The sequence below is a fragment of the Variovorax sp. CCNWLW235 genome, assembly GCF_037204085.1.
In the GTDB taxonomy this organism is placed as follows: Bacteria; Pseudomonadota; Gammaproteobacteria; order Burkholderiales; family Burkholderiaceae_C; genus Variovorax.
Genome location: NZ_JBBCBW010000005.1, coordinates 71,495 through 91,092 on the forward strand (window position 1 = coordinate 71,495; position 19,598 = coordinate 91,092).

Annotated in this window: 23 protein-coding genes; 10 read left to right on the top strand and 13 right to left on the bottom strand. The window is 67.6% G+C overall.

Going from position 1 to position 19,598, the window contains the following annotated elements; translation table 11 throughout:
* Positions 1-9 precede the first annotated feature (9 nt).
* The 5 genes from fhcD to V9L21_RS07905 are packed head-to-tail and all read left to right on the top strand — an operon-like array spanning position 10 to position 5,016.
* Entirely contained in the window at positions 10-972 is a 963-nt protein-coding gene (gene fhcD, locus V9L21_RS07885) for a formylmethanofuran--tetrahydromethanopterin N-formyltransferase (protein WP_337310688.1), read from the top strand.
* Complete coding sequence (locus tag V9L21_RS07890; protein WP_337310690.1) at positions 969-1,799, top strand: formylmethanofuran dehydrogenase subunit C; 831 nt, start codon at positions 969-971, stop codon at positions 1,797-1,799. The genes fhcD and V9L21_RS07890 overlap by 4 nt, the downstream gene beginning before the upstream one ends.
* A gap of 51 nt (positions 1,800-1,850) precedes the next feature.
* Positions 1,851-2,384, top strand: coding sequence for a formaldehyde-activating enzyme (gene fae, locus V9L21_RS07895; protein WP_337310692.1), 534 nt, complete (start codon positions 1,851-1,853; stop codon positions 2,382-2,384).
* Positions 2,385-2,386: 2 nt separating this feature from the next.
* On the top strand, positions 2,387-4,312 hold the full coding sequence (pabB, locus tag V9L21_RS07900) for an aminodeoxychorismate synthase component I (protein ID WP_337310694.1): 1,926 nt from the start codon (positions 2,387-2,389) through the stop codon (positions 4,310-4,312).
* 47 nt (positions 4,313-4,359) lie between these two features.
* Complete coding sequence (locus V9L21_RS07905; protein ID WP_337310696.1) at positions 4,360-5,016, top strand: HAD family hydrolase; 657 nt, start codon at positions 4,360-4,362, stop codon at positions 5,014-5,016.
* 6 nt (positions 5,017-5,022) lie between these two features.
* Here the strand turns inward: V9L21_RS07905 and V9L21_RS07910 are convergent, their stop codons facing one another.
* Genes V9L21_RS07910 through V9L21_RS07920 form a run of 3 tightly spaced genes read right to left on the bottom strand, consistent with a single transcriptional unit; the run spans position 5,023 to position 8,062 of the window.
* Entirely contained in the window at positions 5,023-5,679 is a 657-nt protein-coding gene (locus tag V9L21_RS07910) for a response regulator (RefSeq protein WP_258505736.1), read from the bottom strand.
* The gene (locus tag V9L21_RS07915; RefSeq protein ID WP_337310698.1) at positions 5,676-7,064 is read right to left on the bottom strand and encodes a histidine kinase; all 1,389 of its coding nucleotides are present in this window, start codon (positions 7,062-7,064) and stop codon (positions 5,676-5,678) included. Before V9L21_RS07915 ends, V9L21_RS07910 begins: the two co-directional genes overlap by 4 nt.
* Positions 7,061-8,062: an alpha/beta fold hydrolase gene (locus tag V9L21_RS07920; RefSeq protein WP_337310700.1), complete on the bottom strand. Its 1,002-nt coding sequence runs from the start codon at positions 8,060-8,062 to the stop codon at positions 7,061-7,063. Before V9L21_RS07920 ends, V9L21_RS07915 begins: the two co-directional genes overlap by 4 nt.
* Positions 8,063-8,224: 162 nt before the next feature.
* Here V9L21_RS07920 and pqqA point away from each other — a divergent pair, with 162 nt between their 5' ends.
* The 5 genes from pqqA to pqqE all read left to right on the top strand — a co-directional run bounded on the left by pqqA (position 8,225) and on the right by pqqE (position 11,529).
* Positions 8,225-8,299 carry a pyrroloquinoline quinone precursor peptide PqqA gene (gene pqqA, locus V9L21_RS07925; protein WP_010100094.1) on the top strand — a complete coding sequence of 25 codons (75 nt, stop codon included), beginning with the start codon at positions 8,225-8,227 and terminating at the stop codon, positions 8,297-8,299.
* A 74-nt stretch (positions 8,300-8,373) separates the two neighbouring features.
* Positions 8,374-9,294: a pyrroloquinoline quinone biosynthesis protein PqqB gene (pqqB, locus tag V9L21_RS07930; RefSeq protein ID WP_337310702.1), complete on the top strand. Its 921-nt coding sequence runs from the start codon at positions 8,374-8,376 to the stop codon at positions 9,292-9,294.
* 23 nt (positions 9,295-9,317) lie between these two features.
* Positions 9,318-10,082: a pyrroloquinoline-quinone synthase PqqC gene (gene pqqC, locus V9L21_RS07935; protein WP_337310703.1), complete on the top strand. Its 765-nt coding sequence runs from the start codon at positions 9,318-9,320 to the stop codon at positions 10,080-10,082.
* Positions 10,079-10,372, top strand: a complete 294-nt coding sequence (gene pqqD, locus V9L21_RS07940) for a pyrroloquinoline quinone biosynthesis peptide chaperone PqqD (RefSeq protein ID WP_337310705.1) — start codon at positions 10,079-10,081, stop codon at positions 10,370-10,372. Before pqqC ends, pqqD begins: the two co-directional genes overlap by 4 nt.
* The gene (gene pqqE / locus V9L21_RS07945) at positions 10,369-11,529 is read left to right on the top strand and encodes a pyrroloquinoline quinone biosynthesis protein PqqE (RefSeq protein WP_443304517.1); all 1,161 of its coding nucleotides are present in this window, start codon (positions 10,369-10,371) and stop codon (positions 11,527-11,529) included. Before pqqD ends, pqqE begins: the two co-directional genes overlap by 4 nt.
* On the opposite strand, the gene V9L21_RS07950 is transcribed toward pqqE, so the two are convergent.
* From V9L21_RS07950 to V9L21_RS07995, 10 genes are read right to left on the bottom strand one after another with little or no spacing between them, the layout of a single operon-like run.
* A complete protein-coding gene (locus V9L21_RS07950; protein ID WP_337310707.1) occupies positions 11,513-12,511 on the bottom strand; it encodes an MxaL protein in 999 nt (332 codons plus the stop codon). The genes pqqE and V9L21_RS07950 overlap by 17 nt on opposite strands.
* Positions 12,508-13,059, bottom strand: a complete 552-nt coding sequence (locus V9L21_RS07955; protein ID WP_337310708.1) for an MxaK protein — start codon at positions 13,057-13,059, stop codon at positions 12,508-12,510. Before V9L21_RS07955 ends, V9L21_RS07950 begins: the two co-directional genes overlap by 4 nt.
* Positions 13,056-14,057 (bottom strand): vWA domain-containing protein, encoded by a 1,002-nt coding sequence (locus V9L21_RS07960; RefSeq protein WP_337310710.1) that lies wholly within the window; start codon positions 14,055-14,057, stop codon positions 13,056-13,058. Before V9L21_RS07960 ends, V9L21_RS07955 begins: the two co-directional genes overlap by 4 nt.
* Positions 14,058-14,070: 13 nt before the next feature.
* Positions 14,071-14,940: a calcium incorporation protein MxaA gene (locus V9L21_RS07965; protein WP_337310712.1), complete on the bottom strand. Its 870-nt coding sequence runs from the start codon at positions 14,938-14,940 to the stop codon at positions 14,071-14,073.
* Positions 14,937-15,815, bottom strand: a complete 879-nt coding sequence (locus tag V9L21_RS07970) for a DUF58 domain-containing protein (RefSeq protein WP_337310714.1) — start codon at positions 15,813-15,815, stop codon at positions 14,937-14,939. The genes V9L21_RS07965 and V9L21_RS07970 overlap by 4 nt, the downstream gene beginning before the upstream one ends.
* 29 nt (positions 15,816-15,844) lie before the next feature.
* Positions 15,845-16,864 carry an AAA family ATPase gene (locus V9L21_RS07975; RefSeq protein WP_337310716.1) on the bottom strand — a complete coding sequence of 340 codons (1,020 nt, stop codon included), beginning with the start codon at positions 16,862-16,864 and terminating at the stop codon, positions 15,845-15,847.
* A gap of 26 nt (positions 16,865-16,890) precedes the next feature.
* Positions 16,891-17,436 carry an SRPBCC family protein gene (locus V9L21_RS07980; protein ID WP_337310718.1) on the bottom strand — a complete coding sequence of 182 codons (546 nt, stop codon included), beginning with the start codon at positions 17,434-17,436 and terminating at the stop codon, positions 16,891-16,893.
* Positions 17,437-17,483: 47 nt separating this feature from the next.
* The gene (locus V9L21_RS07985; RefSeq protein ID WP_337310720.1) at positions 17,484-18,470 is read right to left on the bottom strand and encodes a YncE family protein; all 987 of its coding nucleotides are present in this window, start codon (positions 18,468-18,470) and stop codon (positions 17,484-17,486) included.
* 25 nt (positions 18,471-18,495) lie between these two features.
* Positions 18,496-18,870: a hypothetical protein gene (locus tag V9L21_RS07990; RefSeq protein WP_337310722.1), complete on the bottom strand. Its 375-nt coding sequence runs from the start codon at positions 18,868-18,870 to the stop codon at positions 18,496-18,498.
* A gap of 30 nt (positions 18,871-18,900) precedes the next feature.
* Complete coding sequence (locus V9L21_RS07995) at positions 18,901-19,596, bottom strand: hypothetical protein (protein ID WP_337310724.1); 696 nt, start codon at positions 19,594-19,596, stop codon at positions 18,901-18,903.
* Positions 19,597-19,598 lie beyond the last annotated feature (2 nt).

The following is a 19,598-nucleotide window of genomic DNA, read 5'->3' on the forward strand; positions in this document are numbered from 1 at the left end:
GTGCGCGGCATGACCGCCCCTTCATCCGTTCAGCGCAACGGCGTCGTCATCGACCAGACCTTCGCCGAGGCCTTTCCGATGAAGGCCACCCGCATCGTCATCACGGCGCACACGCTCGAGTGGGCGCGCCATGCGGCGGTGTCGGCCACGGGCTTTGCAACTTCGGTGATCGCGTGCGGCTGCGAGGCGGGCATCGAGCGCGAGCTGGGCCCACACGAAACACCCGACGGCCGGCCGGGCGTGAACGTGCTGATCTTCTCGATGTCGGGCAAGGAGCTCGGCAAGCAGCTGGAGCGCCGTGTCGGCCAATGCGTGCTGACCTGCCCGACCACGGCGGTGTTCGCCGGCCTGCCGCGCACAGCAGGCGGCGACGTGGCGGCGCTCGGCAAGAACCTGCGCTTCTTTGGCGACGGGTGGCAGATTTCGAAGGTGATCGACGGTGTGCGCTATTGGCGCGTGCCGGTGATGGACGGCGAATTCGTGGCGCAGGAAGACACGCCCGTGGTCAAGGCCGTGGGCGGCGGCAACCTGCTGCTGCTTGCGCGCGACACCGACGGCGCACTGGCCGCCGCCGAAGCCGCCGTGGCCGCGATGAAGCGGCTGCCCAACGTGGTCATGCCGTTTCCGGGCGGCGTGGTGCGCTCAGGCTCGAAGGTCGGCAGCCGCTATGCGAACCTGAATGCATCGACCAACGATGCGTTTTGCCCGAGCCTCGTCGGACTGGTGCCTCACAGCGAGCTGGCAAGCAACGGTGGTGCGCCCGCAGCGCAGATCGGCTGCGTGATGGAGATCGTGATCGACGGGCTGACCGAAGCCGACGTGGCCGCCGCCATGCGCGTGGGCATGGAAGCGGCAATTGGCATTGGCCCGGCCGGCGGCCTGCTGCGTATTTCGGCGGGCAACTACGGCGGCAAGCTGGGCCCGTTTCACTTTCATCTGCACAAGCTGCTCGGCGCGGGAGATGAGCCATGAGCGGATGGAACCTCAGGCTGCGGCAAGTGCCCGCATTGCGCGTCGATCTGCGCGGCGTCACGCCGGCTGCGCTGGCGGAACTCTCGGCCGCGCAAGTCGAACAGCTGCCCGTGGGCCATGGCAACGAGATGCTTGCGCTGGCCGAATTGTTCAGCATTGCGCCAGACAAGGAAGAGGGCGTGCTTCGCTTCGAAGGCAACCTCGAGCGCGTCGACCGCATCGGATGGCAGATGGACGCCGGCCGCATCCGCGTCGAAGGCCATGCCGGCCACTACGCGGGCGGCTGCATGCGCGGCGGCGAGCTGCGCATCGAAGGCCGCGCCGGCCTGCTGGCCGCTTGCGAAATGGCCGGCGGCACCATCGACGTGAAGGGCGACGTCGGCGACTTTGCCGCCAGCACCTTGCCCGGCAGCATGGACGGCATGCGCGGCGGCACCTTCGTCGTTCATGGCAATGCGGGCGAGCGTTTTGGCGACCGCATGCGCCGTGGCACTGCGCTGGTTCATGGCGGGGCGGGCGCTTTCCTGGGCTCGCGCATGGTGGCCGGCACGATTGCCGTGGGTGGCGGTGTCGGCGCGCATGCGGGCTATGGCATGCGCCGCGGCAGCATTGTTTTTGCGGAGGCGCGGGCGGCCTTGCCCGAAGGCACCCGGTCGGCGCCGACCTTCGTGCCGAACCGCGCCGCAACGCCGGTCTTCTGGGCGCTGCTGGCGCGCGACCTTGCGCGGCACGGCGGGCTCTTCAGCGACTTGCCGATGCGCCGCATCGAGCGGCATCTGGGCGACCTTTCCGCAGACGGAAAAGGCGAACTCATCGTTTGCCTGTGATTCGCTTCTTCAAGCTTCTTCAAAAACCCTCCTTCCGAATCTTCCTTTCATATGACGCATCCTTATATTTTTCAAGCTGGCGAAGCCACTGTTCTTGCAAGGGAAGGGCAGTTCACCGACGCCATGCCCGAAATCCTGATCGGCGCGACCGACGGGCCGGTGGGCCATGCCTTCGCGGGCATGATGGCGCAGAGCAAGGGCCACACCGCGATGTTTGCGATTCGCGCCTGCAACCAGCTCGTGCGGCCCGCGACCATCATGGTGCCCAAGGTCACGCTGAAAGATTCGGCCAACATCGACCTGTTTGGCGGGGTGGTGCAAAGCGCAACGGCCGACGCGGTGGTTGACTGCCTGATCGATGGCATCATTCCCAGGAACCTGGCCAACACGCTGTGCATCATCAGCCTGGTGTGGATCGATCCACGCTGCGCCAAGGACGAGAACCTCGACAAGAAAGACATGTACCGCACCAACTACGAAGCCACCAAGCTCGCCATTCGCCGTGCGCTCAGCAACGAGCCTTCGGTGGACGAGCTGATTGCCAACCGCCACCGCATCAAACACGACATGGACGACTGGAGCTGAATTTGTCCGCCTTCGCGCTTCTCGACGACTGCGGCTCCACGGCCGAGCGGCCCACCAGCCGGCTGCACACCGGGTTCGTCCGCGAACACCGGTGCACCGATGCGGCCCGGCTCGACGATGTGTGGGCACAGGTCGATGCCGACTTGCGCCAAGGCCTGCATGCGGTGCTGCTGGCCGACTACGAATGGGGCGCCAAGCTGCTTCACGCGGGGCAGGCGCGGCTTGCTCCGGACGACGCTTCGGCATTGCGCGTGCTGATGTTCCGCGAATGCGCCCGGCTCTCGGCCGACGAGGCGGGCGCCTGGCTGGCAAGGCTCGAACAGCGCGAAAGGCGCGAAGGTAGCGAATCGCATCCGCCCGGCCAGCCGCAGCCTGCCGGCGTGATGGACCTGCACCCCAGCATCGATGAAGCCGCGTTCACGGAGGCCATCGCACGCATTCACGAGGCCATTGCCGCGGGCGAGACCTACCAGGTCAACTTCACCTACCGGCTGCATGGCCGAAGCTACGGCTCGCCCGTGACCCTGTACCGGCGGCTGCGCGAGCGGCAGCCCGTGGCCTACGGTGCGCTGATCGCCTTGCCTGAGGGCACCGGAAAGGCCGGCGATAGCGATGCGACCCACGTGCTCTCCTGCTCGCCCGAACTCTTCTTGCGCCATGACCGAGGCGTGCTCACCGCGCGCCCCATGAAAGGCACCGCTGCGCGCGCCGATGCGCCCGAAGGAGACAGCGAAATGGCGCGCCTGCTTTCGGTCGACACCAAGAACCGCGCCGAGAACGTGATGATCGTCGACCTGCTGCGCAACGACATCGGCCGCGTGGCGGAGGTCGGCTCGGTCAAGGTGCCCACGCTCTTTGCCGTCGAACCCTACGCCACGGTGTTCCAGATGACCTCGACCGTGCAGGCAAAGCTGCGTGCGAAAGTCGGCATGCCCGAGTTGCTGCGCGCGGTGTTTCCCTGCGGCTCGATCACCGGCGCGCCCAAGCACCGCACCATGGAGTGGATTGCGGAGCTCGAGAGCACGCCGCGCGGCCTTTACTGCGGCGCCATCGGCTGGATCGAAGCGCCGGCGCAGGGCGCGTCGATCGGCGACTTCTGCCTGTCGGTGGCCATTCGCACGCTCACGCTCGGCGAGGAAGCCGAAGGCCTGCGGCCGCTGCGCCTGGGTGTTGGCGCGGGCATCGTGCAAGACAGCGTCGCGGCCGACGAGTTCGAAGAATGCATGCTCAAGGCGCGCTTTCTCACCGCGCTCGACCCCGGCTTCGAGCTCTTCGAAACCATGCTGGTCACGCCGGGCGAAGGCATCCGCTACCTGGACCGTCACCTGGGCCGGCTGGCGGGCAGCGCACGCGCACTGGGCTTCAGGTTCAGCCGCGATGCCGCGATGGAGGCACTGCGCGATGCGCTTCCGGCGCTTTCGCCCAGCCAGCCTTCACGTTTGCGCCTCGCGCTCGCGCACGGCGGGCGCATCGGCATCACGCACTCGCCATTGCCGCCTTTGCCTCCCGGCGCGGTAAAGCTCGTTATCGCCGACCAGCGGCTGCCCAACGCCAACCCGCTGGGCGCCTTCAAGACCACCGTGCGCCAGCATTACGACGCCGGCGTGCGCGCCGCCGAACGCGCCGGTGCCTTCGACAGCCTGTTCTTCACCGAAGACGGCCGGCTCGTCGAAGGCGGGCGCAGCACGCTCTTCGCACGCATCGACGGACGCTGGTGGACGCCGCCCGTTTCCGACGGCGCACTGCCCGGCGTGATGCGCGGCGTGCTCATCGAAGACTCCATCTGGGAAGCCGCGGAACGCAGCCTGTACCTGCAAGACCTGCAGGCGGCGCAGAAGCTCGTGGTGTGCAACGCCTTGCGCGGTGTGCTGCCGGCGCAGCTGCTCATGCAAGCGCAGCTCCAGCCGCACGAGGCTTCGGCCGCCTGACGCAGCAGGGCGGCAAGCGGCCCCGCTCGCACGCACGCAGGCATGCAATGAAACTGGCGCTCTTCGACCTCGACCACACGCTCGTTCCGTTCGACAGCGGCATGGCGTGGACGCGCTTCCTGGTGGCGCGAGGCGTGCTGCCGGCGGATGCCGAAACGGTCTACCTCGGCTATTGCCAGCAATATGTGGACGGCACGCTCGACATTCGCGAACTACACCGCGTGAGCGTTGCGCCGTTGGCAAGCTTCGGCATGGCGACGCTAAGAAAGTGGGCGGCCGAATTCGAAGCCGAGATCGAGCCTCGGGTTCCAGGCCAGATGCGTGCGCTGGTGCGAAAGCACCAGGAAGCCGGCCACGTCTGCGCCATCGTGACCGCCACCACCCGCTTCATCGCCGAACCCTTCGGACGGGTGTTCGGCGTTGCCGACGTGCTGGCCACGCGCTCGCTCGTGATCGACGACACGCTCGACGGCGGTATCGACGGCGACCCATGCTTCGGCGTTCACAAGCTTGCGCATGTGAACGAATGGCTTGCGCTGCGCGATACGCGGCTCGATGCGCTGGAGCAGTCGTGGTTCTATTCGGATTCGGCTAGCGATCTGCCTCTGCTGGAGGCGGTGTCGGATGCGGTGGCGGTGGCGCCGGACGAGCGGCTGCGCGCCCGTGCTATTCAATGCGGTTGGCCGGTTATCGAGCGCGGCTGAGCCGCGCTAAACCTGAATCAACCCCCACCTCAGCGCCACCCACGTCAGCTCGGCCTGATTGGTGGCCCCGAGCTTCTGTTTCACCCGATACAGGTGCGAACCCACCGTGCTGAGCGAAAGGTTCAACGTGCTCGCAATCTGCGCCACCGTCATGCCGCGCGCAAGCTGGATGAAGACCGAGAACTCGCGCTCGCTGAGCAGGTCGGCGGGATTGGCTTCGCCCTCTATCTGCGCCGTGGCCAATGCTTGGGCGGTGTTCGCGTCGATGTAGCGCTCGCCGCGTGCCACGGCCTTCACGGCGGCAATCAGGGCTTCGGGCGCGCTGCGCTTGGCCAGGTAGCCCAGGGCGCCCGCACGCAGCACGCGGCGTGGATGAATCGTGTCCTCGTGCGCCGAGAGTGCGAGCACGCGCGCCTTCGGGTCGTGGGCCAGCAGGCGCCGCAAGGCTTCGAGGCCACCCATGCCGGGCATTGAAAGGTCCATCACCACCAGGTCGGGCCGCACCTGCGGGTAGTCCTGGCAGGCCTGTTCGCCGGTATCGGCTTCGGCCGCCACTTCGATCTGCGCGTCGGCCAGCAGCATGCGAAAGCCCATGCGCACCAGCGCATGGTCGTCCACCAGCATCACTCGAATCGGCTGGGCCGCCTGAACTGCCTGGGTCATGTGTCTGTGTTCTCCGTTTCGTCTGCCCGCATGGGCAGCCGCACCGTCAATCGGGCGCCGCTGGGCTCGGCGGGTTCGAGGCGCAGTTCGCCGCCCAGGCTGTCGATGCGCTCTGCGAGCCATCGCAGGCCATAGTGCCCTGTGCTGGTTTCCCTTGCGGCCTCAGGGCCGGGCAGGCCGCGTCCGTCGTCGGTGAGCGTGAGCTTGACCGATTGCTCTTCCTCGCCCTGCAAGGCGAGCACGATGCGATGCGCCTCGCCGTGGCGCAGGGCATTGGTAATGCCTTCCTGCGCGGCGCGGTACAGCACCAGCGCGGTGTCGGTGTCGAGCCGCAGGCGGTCTAGCTCAAGCTCCAGGCTCCATTCGACCTGCACATCGCTGTGGCTGTTGCGCGTGCGCTCCACCAAGTCTTCGAGCGCGGCCACCAGGCCGAACTTGTCGAGCACCAGCGGCGTCAGGCGCGGGATCATGCCGTGCATGGCGGTGTAGAGCCGGCCCGATTCCTCGGCGATGAGCCGTGCGGCCTGCTCGGCCTGTGGATCGAGCGCCTGCACGCGTTGCGCAATCGAAAGCGCCATGCTGCGCATTGCGGTGACCGATTGCCCCAGTTCGTCGTGCAGCTCGCGCGCGATGAGGCGGCGCTCTTGTTCGATCTTCTGGTCGACCCATCGGCCGAGTTCGCGGCTTTCCGAAAGGCGGCTTTCGGCACGCACTGCGCGCCGCTCGGTTTCGATGTGCTGCTGCAGCATGCCGACCATGCGGTTGAACGCGGCGCCGATGGCCGCGGCCTCGCTGCCGGGCAGGGCGCGCAACGCGACGTCGAAGCGCCCGCTTTCCAGCTGGTTGAGGGCATGGACGATGTCCGCGAACGGCCGGGTCGCGCGGCCCACGAGCCAGAACACGCCCGCATTGACGACCGCCAGCAGGCCCAACGCGCTGAGCATCAGCAGCACGAAATCATCCCAAGCGTCGAGCACCGCACGCGATGCGTTCGAAAGCACCATCAACCGCCCGCCCGGAAACGCGATGGACAGTTGAGAAGGCGGCGGCGAGACCAGCCCGGCAAACCAGTCAGGCGCATCGCGGCCGGCCTTGTAGACCGAGGTCGGCGAGCTGTACAGCACGCGGTCGTCGTTGTCGAGCAGCGTGATGTCGTTGGAGCGAACGCGCCCCACACCCTGCAGAAACGACAGCATGGCCGGCGTGCCCTGCGCTGCGTAGAGCCAGGCGGTGCGGTTGAGCAGCTGCGCCGCCACGCGGTTGGCGGCCACCACTTCTTCATGCACCGACTCGCGCATGGCGCGCACCTGCAGCGCGAGCATGGCCGCAACGAACAGCAGCGTGAGCAGGCTGACGATCAGGTTGATTTTCAGACGCAGCGTCATGGCACGGGCCTGTCGCCGAAGTGGCCATGCAGCGCATAGCTGTCGAGCGCGGTGACCATGGCCGAAGCCATCGCCGGATGTGAAGGATCGTGGCCCGCGCCGTTGACCCAGCGCAGCTGGCTGTGCGCGACGCGCTCGTGCACCGCCTGTGCGCCTTCGGGCCGGCAGATGCGGTCGTCTCGCGAATGCAGCAACAGGGTCGGCACCTTCGGGAGCGCATCGAGGCGGTCGAGAAGGGGAGGCGCATCGAGCCAGCAGCGATGCAGCAGGTAATGGCTCTGCACACGGTAGCGGTCGACCAGCGCGTCGAGCGTCTCGCGGTCGGGCTGCAGGCCGGTATTCGAAACGGGTTCGCCGCCGGCCAACGTTCGTTCCCATTGCCACCAGGCAAGGGCGAGCTGCCGGGGCAGGTCCGCATCACGGTCGGCGGGTGGCTCTTGAAGGCCGGCAGCCAGATAGCCCAGCATGTCGTGGCGTTGATCCGCCGGCGCCACAGATGCAAACCGCGCCCACGCGGCAGGCGCGTGGCCCGGGGTGTCCTGGAAGAAATCCTCGATGTATTCGGCGCTGGGCAAGAACACCGCGCGCAGCAGCAAAGCCGCGACTGCCTGCGGCTCGAATGCTGCATGCGCGAGCGCCAGCGTGGCGCCCCAAGAACCACCGACAACCAGCCAGCGCGGCACTTCGAGCCGCTCGCGCACAAGGCGCAAGTCATCGAGCAGATCCTCCGTGCGATTGTGCGCCGTCGCACCGCGCGGGCGGCTCCGGCCCGCACCGCGCTGGTCGATGCCGATCACCCGATACCGCGCGGGGTCGAAGAAGCGGCGCAGCAGCGGCGAAGTGCCCGAGCCGGGTCCGCCATGCAGCACCACGGCGCAGAGGCCGGCCGGATCACCACTTTCTTCTACATGCAGCACGTGGCCGTGCGGCGCCTCCATTGCGTGGGTGCGCCAAGGCTGGGTTTCTGGGTACAGGCCGGTAGAAAGCACGAGGGCCATGGTACGCGGTGGCCCCGAAGTCGCTATTCATGAAAATCATGAAGTCCCATTCATGATTTCACGGCTAGGTTGCGGCGGTGCATCGGTTCAATATGCGTTCTGGAGCACTCGAAGTTCCCGCAGCCGCCATGTGGCGCTGTGCCATCTTGCAGGAGACACAATATGAAATGGGAAACCCCGACGGCAACTGATCTTCGCTTCGGCTTCGAGATCACGATGTACGTCAGCGCACGCTGATTGCGCGCCTCTTCACAACCCGCCCCGGCTCGCCCGGGGCGGGTTGTTTCGAACCTCTTTCTTCCTGATTCGAGATGCGCATCACCGTTCTGGGCTCCGCCGCGGGCGGCGGCTTTCCGCAATGGAACTGCAATTGCCCCAACTGCCTGGGTGTGCGCGCGGGCACGGTGCGCGCCAAGCCGCGCACGCAGTCGTCGATCTTCGTACGGCCTGACCATGGCGAGGACGGCGTGCTGTTCAACGCGTCGCCCGACATCCTCGAGCAGATCCGCAGCAGCCCGGTACTGCAGCCGGGGCGCGCGCTGCGCGACACCGCCATCGCCGGCGTGGTGCTGATCGACGGACAGGTCGACCATGCCACGGGCCTTTTCATGCTGCGCGAACGCGGCACGCCGCTGCCGCTGTGGTGCACCGACCCGGTCGCCGAAGATCTGAGTCAGGGTAATCCCGTGCTGCGCGTGCTGTCGCACTACTGCGGCGTGGCGCGTCACCCGATTGCGCTCGACGGCAATGCCTTCGAGGTGCCGGGCGTGCCCAACCTGAGCTTTCGCGCCATGGCGCTCACCGGCAAGGCGGCGCCGTATTCGCCGCACCGCGAACAGCAGGTGCCGGGCGACAACATCGGTGTGACCGTGTTCGACCGCAAGAGCGGCAAGAGCCTGTTCTATGCGCCGGGGCTGGGCGCGATCACGCCGCCCGTGTTCGACGCCATGGCAACCGCCGATGCGGTCATGGTCGACGGCACCTTCTGGACCGACGACGAAATGGTTCGCCTGGGCGTCAGCGGCAAACGCGCGCGCGAGATCGGCCACCTGCCGCAATCAGGCGAGGGCGGAATGATCGAATGGCTGACGCGGCTGCCCGCGGCCACGCGGCGCATGCTCATTCACATCAACAACACCAACCCCATCCTCGACGAAGACTCCGACGAGCACGCGCTGCTGCGGCGCGCGGGCATCGAGCCTTGCGAGGACGGGATGACGATTCAACTCTGAAGCCAAGCGCCGGGTCCACCACCATGCATGCCGACAGAATCCAGGATCCGTTTCGACCGGCCGCGGGCGGCCAGCAGAACGCGCCGGCATGGAGCCGCGAAGAATTCGAAGCCAAGCTGCGCGAACGCGGCCGCAGCTATCACATCCACCATCCGTTCAACGTCATGCTCAACAGCGGCAGGGCCACGCCGGAGCAGATCCGCGGCTGGGTGGCCAACCGCTTCTACTACCAGATCGCGATTCCCATCAAGGACGGCGCGGTGATCTCGAACTGCCCCGATCCCGCGGTGCGGCGCGGCTGGGTGCAGCGCATCCTCGACCACGATGGCTTCGAGCTTGGCGGCATCAAGGACGAAGGCGGTATCGAGGCCTGGCTCCGCCTGGCCGAAGCCGTGGGCCTGTCGCGCGAAGAGGTGACCGACCTGCGCCATGTGGTGCCGGCCATGCGCTTTGCGGTCGATGCCTACGTGAACTTTGCGCGCCGCGCGCCGTGGCAAGAGGCGGCGTGCTCGTCGCTCACCGAGCTCTTCGCGCCCGAAATCCACAAGCAGCGCCTGGCCACCTGGCCGGAGCACTACAGCTGGATCGAGCCGGGCGGCCTGAGCTACTTTCGCAACCGCGTGAGCCAGGCGCGGCGCGACGTGGAGCAGGGGCTGGCCATCACGCTCGACCACTTCGACACCCGGGCACTGCAAGAGCGCGCGCTGGAAGTGCTGCAGTTCAAGCTCGACATTCTCTGGGCCATGAACGATGCGATGGCAACGCGCTACGGGGTCAGCAGCACATGACAGCAACCAAAGCCATGCTCACCGCCGAAAGCAAACCCCGCGTCGGCCCCGGCTTTCGCCTGCAATGGGAGCCGGCGCAAGACTGCCATGTGCTGCTGTACCCCGAAGGCATGGTGCGGCTGAACGGCAGCGCGGGCGAGATCATGAAGCGCTGCAACGGCGAGCGCAGCGTGGCACAGATCGTGGCCGACCTGGAACAAGCCTTCGACATCACCGGGCTCGAACCCGAGGTGCGCGGCTTCGTCGAAATGGCCGCGCAGCAGAACTGGCTGCGCTGGGACCCTGCATGACGCCCATGACGAACGCCGCACCACGCCCCGGACCGCCGCTCTGGCTGCTGGCCGAGCTGACCTACCGTTGCCCGCTGCATTGCGTCTTCTGCTTCAACCCGGTCGACTTTGCCAAGCAGGAGGACGAGCTCGGCACCGACGACTGGCTGCGCGTGCTGCGCGAAGGCCGCGAGCTTGGCGCGGTGCAGTGCGGCCTTTCAGGCGGAGAGCCGCTGCTGCGCGACGACCTCGAAATCATCATTGCCGAGGCCGCCCGCCTGGGCTACTACACCAACCTGCTGACCTCGGGCGTCGGCCTCACGGCGCAGCGCGCCGCCGCGCTCAAGGCCGCGGGCCTGGACCATGTGCAGCTGTCGTTCCAGGATTCCACGCGCGAGATGAACGACTTTCTCTCGCACACCAAGACCTTCGAGCTGAAGAACCGGGTGGCCAAGATCATCAAGGACCAGGGCTGGCCGATGGTGCTGAACGTGGTGATCCACCGCATGAACATCGACCACATCGACCGCATCATCGAAATGGCGCACGAGATGGGGGCCGAGTACCTGGAGCTTGCCAACACGCAGTACTACTCGTGGGCCTTCGTCAACCGCGACCAGTTGCTGCCAACGCACGAGCAGCTGCGGCATGCGGAGGAGGTGACCGACGCCTGGCGCAAGCGGCTGGGCGAGCGCATGCGCATCTTCTTCGTCGCACCCGACTACCACGAAGGCAAGGCCAAGAAGTGCGTCAACGGCTGGGGCAGCATGTTTCTTACCGTGGCGCCCGATGGCACCGCGCTGCCTTGCCACACCGCCAAGATGCTGCCGGGCCTCGAATTTCCGAACGTGAAGGCGCAGGGCCTCCGCGACATCTGGTTCGACTCCGAAGGCTTCAACCGCTACCGCGGCACCGGCTGGATGAAGGAACCCTGCGCAAGCTGCGACCAGCGCGAGCAGGACCTGGGCGGCTGCCGCTGCCAGGCCTACCTGCTGGCGCAGGATGCGGCCGCGGCCGACCCGGTGTGCGCGAAAAGCCCGGACCACCACCGCGTGGTCGAGGCGGTGGAGCGTGCCGCTGCGCGCGACCCTGCGGCGCCGGTGGAGCATCCGCTGGTGTTTCGCGACCCGGCCAATTCGCGCCGGCTTTCCGCCGCACTCGTCACGCCGGACGCGTGAGGCCGCGCGGCTGCAACCGTTCAGCCGCCTTCTTGTTTCGCGCCTTCGGCTGCTGCTCGCGCTTCCAGCCGAAATCCGGCGCAAACCGCCACGCGAGCAACAGCAGCGCGAGCAGGGCCGGAATCCAGCGCAGGTCCGCATCCGCAGGCAGGTATTGCGCATAGCGGCGGTCGAGCATCGCCGTTTTCAATGCATCGGGTGTCTGGAGGCGCCGGTAGTTCACACCCACCAGCTCGGCCAGCGACCGCAGGTGGTCTTGCCGCAGTTCGGAAAGATGCTCGTGGTTCAGCGTGCCGCCGATGGCCGAGCCTTGCACCACTTCGTCCGCCCGCCAGTAGCCGGCGGGCTCGCCGGTGCTGCCGGTCTTGGGAATGGGCACCGGCACATCGCCGCCCACGCCAACTAGCCAGCCCTTCACATCGCCGGGCTTGATGTCCGTCATCGGCGGCGTTTCGTTGATGCGCAAGGGCGGCGATTCCTGCCCGTCGCTGATGAAGACAAAGCTGGTGTCGGGCCCCACGCTGCGGGCGCCGCGCACCGCCCAGGTCACGCCCTTGCTCACATTGCTGGCGTTGGCCCAGCGCATGCGGCCGTCGATGCGTTCGAGCGAGGCCAGCAGTTCTTCGTAGTGGCTGCAGACCTCCACAGGCGCAAGAATCACCAGCGAGCGGTAGTCCGCAAAAATGCTCCAGCCCACCCTGGAGCCGCAAGGCAGCGCGCCCAGCACGTCGCGCATCGCGGCTCTCGCCAGCGCCAGGCGGCTGACGGCCACATGGTTCAGCTCGACATCCTCGACATTCATGCTCTGCGTGATGTCGAAGCTGACCTGCCAGTTGAACACCGGGCGCTGCAGCTGCACGCGCGGCGGCCAGACGGCCAGTGCCAGCAGCACAAAGGCGAGCAGCAGCGGCCCGTTGCCTGTGCTGCCGCCGAAGCGCCGCAAAGCGGACAGCCATCGTGCGGGCAGCAAGCGCAGTCTCACGGCAGGTCTCCGGCGACGAAGCCCGGCACCCGGACCCGGCGCTGTTCATGCGCCGGCTGTTGCTCGGCCGAAAAGGCTTCCTGGTCTTCGGGTGCCAGGCGCAGCGCACGCTCCAGGTTGTAGCGCGCGTCCCAGTCTTGCGGTGCGGCGCGCAGCAGGTCGCGCAGCCGCTGCTTGCCCAGTTCGAACAGCGGCAGCGCGCCGGCCTCTTGCGCCATGCCCTGGCGCAGGTACATGTTGCCCAGGTTGAACAGCGCCTGCCGCGCCACCGGGTCGCGTTCTCCGCTCTGGATCAGCGCCGCATAGCCCTTGAGCGCGGCATCGTGCGCGCCGGCTTTCGATAGGGCCAGGGCCTGCGCCAGCTGCAGTTCGCGCGGGGCCGAAAGCGGCGCCGGCGCTGCGTCCTTGCCTGCGGGCGTGGCTGCGATGCGGGCGATTTCGGTGTTCAGGCCGGCCGTGCGGTGCAGGCGCAGCCCACGCTCGCAAGCTATGCCCACGCAGCACAGGCTCAGCACGCCAAACACCAGGTGAACTGTGCGCCGCTTCATGTGCTTTTTCGCCAGCTTTGCAGTTGCACCGAGCGGCAGGCGAGCAGGCCCGCGCAGCAAAGCATGGCCGCAAGATAGAAGGCCGCGCCGTGGTCGCGCCGCGGCACCCGCTCGTGAATGGTCAGCGGAAAATTCTGCTGCCGGTCGATCTCGGCCATGGCGGCCGCCATGGCATTCGAATCGTCTACCTGGTAGAGCCGGTAGGGCGTGGCCAGCGTCTTGAAGAACTTGTGCAGCGCCAATTCCTCGCCAAGGCCGTAGGCAGATACCGTCTCGGTGTTGAGGTTGGGCGAGTTCGGTCCGCTGCGCACGTAGATCCAGTAGAGCCCGATCTTCTCGCGCGCGAGTCCGGCATGAATGCGCTCGCGCGTTGCCTCGTCGAGCTGCGCGCCGCCGTCCGAAACGATCAGGATCACGCGGCTGCCCGAATAGCTTCGGCCTTCGAATTCCTCGATGGCGGCAAGCAGCGCCACGCCCATGCGTGTTTCGGGCAGGCCCCGGCCGATGGCGGTGGCAGCGAGCGCGGCCTGCACCGTGTCGGTCTTCTGGGTGAAGGGCACCACCGCAACCGGCACCGTGCTGAAGGTCATGAAGGCAAAGCGGTTGTCGGGCCGCTTGGCGACGAACTCGCTCAGCAAGTCGCGCACCACCTTGGCCTTGGGCTCCTGCGACATGCGGCCCGCGGTCTGCAGGCCGTTGGTGTGCACAGTCGCGTCCATGCTGCTGCTGCGGTCCATGAGAATGAGCACCTCCGCGCCGCGCCCGGCACGCTCGACCACCGCGCCCGATTGGCCCGGCCCGGCAAGACCCAGAACGGTGAAGGCCATGGCGCCGACCGCGAACGCGCGCCACATGAAGCCGACAAGGCGGCCGACCCGGTCCGCCGGCAGCCACGCCACGTAAGAAAAGCCCAGCGTGTCGCTGCGCCTGCGCAAGAGCGGCAGCAGCGCGAGCGGCAGCAGGGCGAGCATCCAGGGCTGGGCGAGGTCGAAGCGCATGGCTCTGCTCCCGTCAATGCCTGTGGCGCTTTTCCGCATCGCGCAGGGCCCTGCACAGCGGCCGGAGCGGGTACGCGCCCTCGGGCTGTGCTGCCGAGGCAACGCTCTCGGCAAAGAAGAAGCGCCGCGTCGATTCGCGATAGAACTCCTCCAGGCGCGGCTGCAGTGGTCGCAGGTACGGCGCCTCGGCCATGAGCTGCGGCAGGCTGGCGTGGTGAACCACGCGGCCGGCGCTCCGGTTGAGCGCGCGATGCAGCACGCGCCAGGCTTCCGGGCTCGCGGGATCGCCGATGCGCTTGAGCTCGCGCCAGGCGTTTGCGAACGGAAGCTGCTGCGCTTCGCGCCGGTTGCGCCACGCCCACCAGCCGAGCCAGGCCACAAGCACGGCCAGCAGCGCAAGAACCGAAAACTTCAGCTGCTGCCCGAGCGCGTAAGTGGGAAGCGGGGCCACGGCGCGGTCCGGCCGCAGCGGCTGCAGATCGCCCTGCGCCGCCACTTCGAGCGGCGTCAGCGGGCCGATGCTGATCGGCCACGCGGGCAGCGCGAGCGGCACGCCCGTTGCGGTCGCAATGCTGAGCGCCGGCAGCGAAACGGCGGTGAGCGCGCGCGGCGCGTTGATCACCTGGTAATCGATGGCCAGCCACCGCCGCCCCTCGGCATCGGTCTCGACGCGCGAGGGCCTGCGCTCCAGCCACAGGTCGATGCGTGCGGCGCTGGGCAGCGCGCCGGGCTGCAGAGGCCGGCCGGCCTGCTCCAGCAGCACGCGCTGCGTGAGAACGTCGCCGATCACATGTCCGAAGGCGCGCGGCTGCTCGACCGTGGCGGCGCTTGCCGTGCCGGCCGCGACGGCGAACACCAGCAGGGCTGCAAGGCGCCGGTTCATGCCGTCGTCTCCATGAAGTACCGCGTGAGCGCCTCGGCGTCGAAGCGCCCATGCAAGTGAAAGGGCGGCATGCCGTGCGCGTTGAACAGGTCGGTGAGCTCTGCGCGCCGCGCGGCAACGGCATTGCGCCACCGCGTGCGCAGCGAATCGCGCATCCACAGGCTGCGCCGGCTTCCGGTTTCGGCATCGCTCAGCGCCACCAGGGCGGCGCGCGCATCCGGCGGTTCGGTTTCGGCCGGGTCCCAAACCACCAACGGAACGACACAGGCCGGCGCGAATTGCGGAAGCAGTTCGCCGAGCGCCGCAACCGGCCAGTGAAAATCGGAAGCGAGAAACACCAGCCCGCCGCGGCCGACCAGTCGCTCGGTGGCACGCCGCAGGCCCGCCAAGGCGCTGTCGTCGGATGGCGCCGCGCCCGGTGTCGCGCGGCAGTCTCGCAGCATCTTCGCCATCAGGTTGCCGTTGCCGCGGCTGTGGCGCGCTGGCACGAACAGGTCTTCGCGCTCCCGCTGGTCGAAGGCCAACAGGCCGACGGTGTCGCCGGCCCGAAAGGCGCTGTAGCCCAGCGCCTCGACCAGGTCGGCCACCACGTCGAGCTTGCGCCGCTCGGCGCCGAAATGCATCGACGCCGAAACGTCCACCACCACATGCACGGGAATGGCCACGCGCAACCGGTGGATGCGCACCAGCCAGTCGCCGCGGCCGTCGCGCACGCTGGCACGCAGGTCGATGCGGCGCGGGTCGGGGTGGTCGAACAACCGCCGGTGCGCGGCAAATTCCTGCCCGCTGCCCTGGCTCAGGCCGCGCTGCGCGCCCGGCCGCCAGCCGCCGAAGCGGCGCGGCAGCTGGTAGTGGAATTCGTCGACGCGGTCCATGGCCGGCTCGGTGTGTGTGCGGGGCGCGGTCAGGGCGCTGCGATCTTGTCCATGATCTGCGTGATCAGCGCTTCCGACAGCTCGGCGCGGCGCAACTCGTACACCGGCGTAAAGAACACGCGGTGCCCAAGCACCGAAGGCAGCACCGCCGCAAGATCCGCCGGCTCCAGGTGCGAGCGGCCTTCGAGCCACGCCACGGTGCGCGCCGCGCGCAGCAGCGCGCTCATGCCGCGCGGGCTTGCGCCGGCCAGGATCAGCCGGTCCATGTCGACGTTGTCCAGGCGTATGCCGAACTTCTGCGGCACCTCGGTGGCTTCCCACACGTCGAGCACGTAGCGCTCGATGGTTTCGCTGGCGCGCACGCTGCGCTGCACCTCCGCGGCAATGGCATTGAGCCGGTCCCAGGGCAGGATGGCGGGCGCCACCTTGTCGATGAGCCCTTCGGTGTCGTGATAGGCCGTGTCGAACACCAGCGACTGGCGAATGGCGCGGTCGCTCGGTTTGGGCATGTTCAGTTCGAACATGAAGCGGTCGCGCGCTGCGGAGGCCAGCTCGAAAGTCTCTTCCCGCTCGACCTTGTTGCGGTCGGCAAACACCGTCATGTGCGGAAAGCTGTATTCGCGGTCGAAGGCCGACACGGTGCGCTCGGCCATGGCGCGTAGCAGCAGCGACTGCACCTGCGGTCGGGCGCGGTTGATCTCGTTGAAGAAGAAGGTGACCAGCCGCTCCCCGTGGCGCAGCAGCGGCCCGGGATCGATGCGTGGCCGGCCCTGCGCATCGACATAGGTGTGATAGACCAGGTCGCCCGGCATCAGGTCGACCGTGCCCTCGACGCGCTCGAAGTCGCCGCCAATGGCGCGCGAGAAGGCGCGCAGCACCGTGGTCTTGCCGACGCCCACGTCGCCCTCGAGCAGCACGTGGCCGCGCGCGAACAGCGCCACGTTGATGAGGCGGATCGTCTCCGCTTGCCCGATCACCGCCTTGGCGACTTCGCCTTCCACGCGCAGCGCAAGGCGCCGCCAGTCTTCGAGTTGTTCCTGGGAGCCCATGGTGGTGCGATCGAAGCCCGCCGGGGCTACTTCGATTCCATCATCTTCTTCAGGTGGGCAAGCCCGCCCTTGTAGACGCCGGTCACCGCCTTGAGCGCGGCCTCGTCGTTGAGCTCGGGCGGCGGGTTGTTGTTGGGAAAGCCGCGGTAGAAGGCGCCGCGCCATTCGACGACCGACTTGCCGCCGTCCGCCACCACGGAGAGGGTGGAGGTGTAGTTGGTAACCGGCAGCGCGCCGCCGTCCTTGGCGCGGTAGCTGTATTTCTTTTGCGCGTCGTCGTAGCTTTCGAGCGTTTCGACCAGCGTGCCGCCGTCCTTGAGCTTGACGGTGCGAACCGAGCCTTCGGCGTTGCCCTTGTCGGCCGGGCTGTCGGCCACCGCGGGGTGCCACTCCTTCAGTGCGTTGAAATTCTTGACCTTGGCCCATACCGCATCGGCGGGCGCCTCGATGGTGACTTTCTCGCTCACCTTCTGGCGAGTCGGCCCGTGGGCCAGGCTGGAGGCCGATGCGGCGAGCAGGGCGGATGCGAGCAGGACGGAGAGAGTTCTTCGGCTGAAAGGTTGAGTCGGCATGGAAAACGTCCGTGATGAAGGAGAAGAGAAAGGTCGTCGGAAAAGATTCAAGGCTCCATGGGCGCGCCGATGAAGGCGCCGAACCCGCGGCTGTTCTGCCCTGTGGAAATGGTGGCGAGCTTCTGCCCGCTCGCGGCGTCCAGCACCTGCACGTTGTCGTCCATCCAGTTCACGACATACACGCGGTCGCCGTGCGCGGCAACGCCCTCGGGGTAGGCAAAGCCGGGCAGGGTGCGCAGCACCTTCAGCGAGGCGGCGTCGATAACGCTCACGGTGTCTTCGTGCTGGTTGGTCACATACAGAAGCGCGCCTCCCTGCGCCAGCGCGGCGCCGTACGGCGCCTTGCCCACTTTCACGGTGGCGACGACGGCTGGCCGGCGGGTGTCGCGCACATCGACTACCGTGACGTCGTTGCTCTGCACGTTGAGTGCATAAAGCCGAGCGCGCGGAGCGTCGTACAGCAGCGCGAACGGATGGCTGCCCACGCGCACGCGCGCAGCCACCCGGCGCGCCGCGGTGTCGACCACGGCTACGCTGTCGTCGTCGCGCTCGGCTACGAACACGGTGGCGCCGTCCGAATGCGCGGCCACGCCCGCCGGGGCACGGCCGACGGCAATCGAGGCCAGGGGCTTCGAGTCCTTGGCTGCCAGTGCATCGAACACCAATAGCCGGCTGCTGTACCAGTCGGCCGCATACAGGTGCTTTCCGTCGCCCGAGATGTCGATGCCCACCGGCCCGTCGCCCGCGGGCAGCGTGTTCACCACCTTCTGCTGGCGCATGTCGATGACCGAGATGGTCTTGCTGTCGGGGTTGGAGACGAAGGTGCGGCCCGCGCGGCTGGACGCGACCACGCCGGCCGGCGACTTGCCCACCGGAATGCTGGCCACGACCCGTTGCAATGCAAGGTCGATCACCGAGACGTCATGGCTGCCCTGGTTGGTGATGTAGGCGAACGGCGCGGCCCCGGCCGAGGTGCAGAAGAGCAGCAGCGCGGCGGCAAGCATCAGGCGCGCAGGGGGTGCGGTGGCCGTCATGGCAGCTTGCCCTGGGTGGTGCGCCTCAGCGGGCGGTCGGCGGGCCGATGAAGCAGCCCTTGGTCACCTTGGCCTGCAGCGCCTTGTACCGCTTGATGTCGGCCTGCAGCTTTTCCGAATCGCGGATATAGCCGCCGCGCTCGCCGCCGATGGTGGTGGCCTTGGCCGCGGTGCTCAACTGCACGTAGTCGTCGTACTTGATTTCCTTGGCAAGCGCGTCGAGCGCGCAAGAGCACTTGTTCGTCATCTCGAAGTTGCCCGCATCCGGATGGGCGGCGATGCACTCCTGCACGTACAGCACGCGGTCCACCGTGGGAAAGTCGTTGTTCGTGCGCGGAGCACCGTGCACGCCCATCGGCAGGGCCAGGAGGCAAAGAATGCGGAGAATGTTTTTTGTCATGGCTTTCGCGGGAGATTCGGAAAAGCGGCGCTAGCGCGCCGGCGCCTTGGCACCGTCGATGAGCAGCTCTTCGACGAGCAGGGGTTGGGCTGCGGCGCTCTCGCCCGGTATGGAGGTGCGAATGCCGTATACGCCGCCCGGCACGGCATCGGACAGCGTGAAGCGGTAGCTCTTCTTCGCGAACCTTTCGTACTTCGGCCGGTTCGGGTCGTCCAGGAACGGGCTGAACGCAATCTCCTTTCCCTTGACCGTGCGGCCCTGGTAGCGCAGCGACACGTCGCGCACATCGGCGGCCTGGTAGATCGCCATGCGGATGCGCTTGCGAAAGTGGTAGTCGGAGCCGCGCGTGAGCCGCTTCATCTCGCGCACGTCGTGCTCCAGAAAATAAAGGATGACGGGGTTGCCCTCGGCCGCGGGCACGTCGGGCACCTGCACCTTGCGCGCGTCGCTCAGAAACGCGCCCTTGGCGTCGCAGCAGCGGCCGTCGGCCTTGGCGCTCAGCGCCACGGTCACGCTGTCGTCGAAGTTCTGCTCGAAGGTGCCGGTCTTGCCGAAGGTGTAGCGCAGCAGCATGGGTGCCTGCAGGCCCCTGAGCTGCGGCGTCATGAAAAGCAGCCGCTCGGCCTGCGAGAAGTCGCGCTTGTCGGTCTCGGCGTGCGGGCCGATGGGGGCAAGGAGCAGGGCGCAGAGCAGGGCGCGCAGCGGAAAGGCAATGGCGAAGCGCATGA

What these genes read in the sequence shown, in the direction of transcription:
- fhcD (WP_337310688.1), top strand. Translation starts at nt 10, where the DNA reads ATGACCGCCCCTTCATCCGTTCAGCGCAACGGCGTCGTCATCGACCAG.
- V9L21_RS07890 (WP_337310690.1), top strand. Translation starts at nt 969, where the DNA reads ATGAGCGGATGGAACCTCAGGCTGCGGCAAGTGCCCGCATTGCGCGTC.
- fae (WP_337310692.1), top strand. Translation starts at nt 1,851, where the DNA reads ATGACGCATCCTTATATTTTTCAAGCTGGCGAAGCCACTGTTCTTGCA.
- V9L21_RS07905 (WP_337310696.1), top strand. Translation starts at nt 4,360, where the DNA reads ATGAAACTGGCGCTCTTCGACCTCGACCACACGCTCGTTCCGTTCGAC.
- V9L21_RS07910 (WP_258505736.1), bottom strand. Translation starts at nt 5,679, where the DNA reads ATGACCCAGGCAGTTCAGGCGGCCCAGCCGATTCGAGTGATGCTGGTG.
- V9L21_RS07915 (WP_337310698.1), bottom strand. Translation starts at nt 7,064, where the DNA reads ATGACGCTGCGTCTGAAAATCAACCTGATCGTCAGCCTGCTCACGCTG.
- V9L21_RS07920 (WP_337310700.1), bottom strand. Translation starts at nt 8,062, where the DNA reads ATGGCCCTCGTGCTTTCTACCGGCCTGTACCCAGAAACCCAGCCTTGG.
- pqqB (WP_337310702.1), top strand. Translation starts at nt 8,374, where the DNA reads ATGCGCATCACCGTTCTGGGCTCCGCCGCGGGCGGCGGCTTTCCGCAA.
- pqqC (WP_337310703.1), top strand. Translation starts at nt 9,318, where the DNA reads ATGCATGCCGACAGAATCCAGGATCCGTTTCGACCGGCCGCGGGCGGC.
- pqqD (WP_337310705.1), top strand. Translation starts at nt 10,079, where the DNA reads ATGACAGCAACCAAAGCCATGCTCACCGCCGAAAGCAAACCCCGCGTC.
- pqqE (WP_443304517.1), top strand. Translation starts at nt 10,369, where the DNA reads ATGACGCCCATGACGAACGCCGCACCACGCCCCGGACCGCCGCTCTGG.
- V9L21_RS07955 (WP_337310708.1), bottom strand. Translation starts at nt 13,059, where the DNA reads ATGAAGCGGCGCACAGTTCACCTGGTGTTTGGCGTGCTGAGCCTGTGC.
- V9L21_RS07960 (WP_337310710.1), bottom strand. Translation starts at nt 14,057, where the DNA reads ATGCGCTTCGACCTCGCCCAGCCCTGGATGCTCGCCCTGCTGCCGCTC.
- V9L21_RS07965 (WP_337310712.1), bottom strand. Translation starts at nt 14,940, where the DNA reads ATGAACCGGCGCCTTGCAGCCCTGCTGGTGTTCGCCGTCGCGGCCGGC.
- V9L21_RS07970 (WP_337310714.1), bottom strand. Translation starts at nt 15,815, where the DNA reads ATGGACCGCGTCGACGAATTCCACTACCAGCTGCCGCGCCGCTTCGGC.
- V9L21_RS07975 (WP_337310716.1), bottom strand. Translation starts at nt 16,864, where the DNA reads ATGGGCTCCCAGGAACAACTCGAAGACTGGCGGCGCCTTGCGCTGCGC.
- V9L21_RS07980 (WP_337310718.1), bottom strand. Translation starts at nt 17,436, where the DNA reads ATGCCGACTCAACCTTTCAGCCGAAGAACTCTCTCCGTCCTGCTCGCA.
- V9L21_RS07985 (WP_337310720.1), bottom strand. Translation starts at nt 18,470, where the DNA reads ATGACGGCCACCGCACCCCCTGCGCGCCTGATGCTTGCCGCCGCGCTG.
- V9L21_RS07990 (WP_337310722.1), bottom strand. Translation starts at nt 18,870, where the DNA reads ATGACAAAAAACATTCTCCGCATTCTTTGCCTCCTGGCCCTGCCGATG.
- V9L21_RS07995 (WP_337310724.1), bottom strand. Translation starts at nt 19,596, where the DNA reads ATGCGCTTCGCCATTGCCTTTCCGCTGCGCGCCCTGCTCTGCGCCCTG.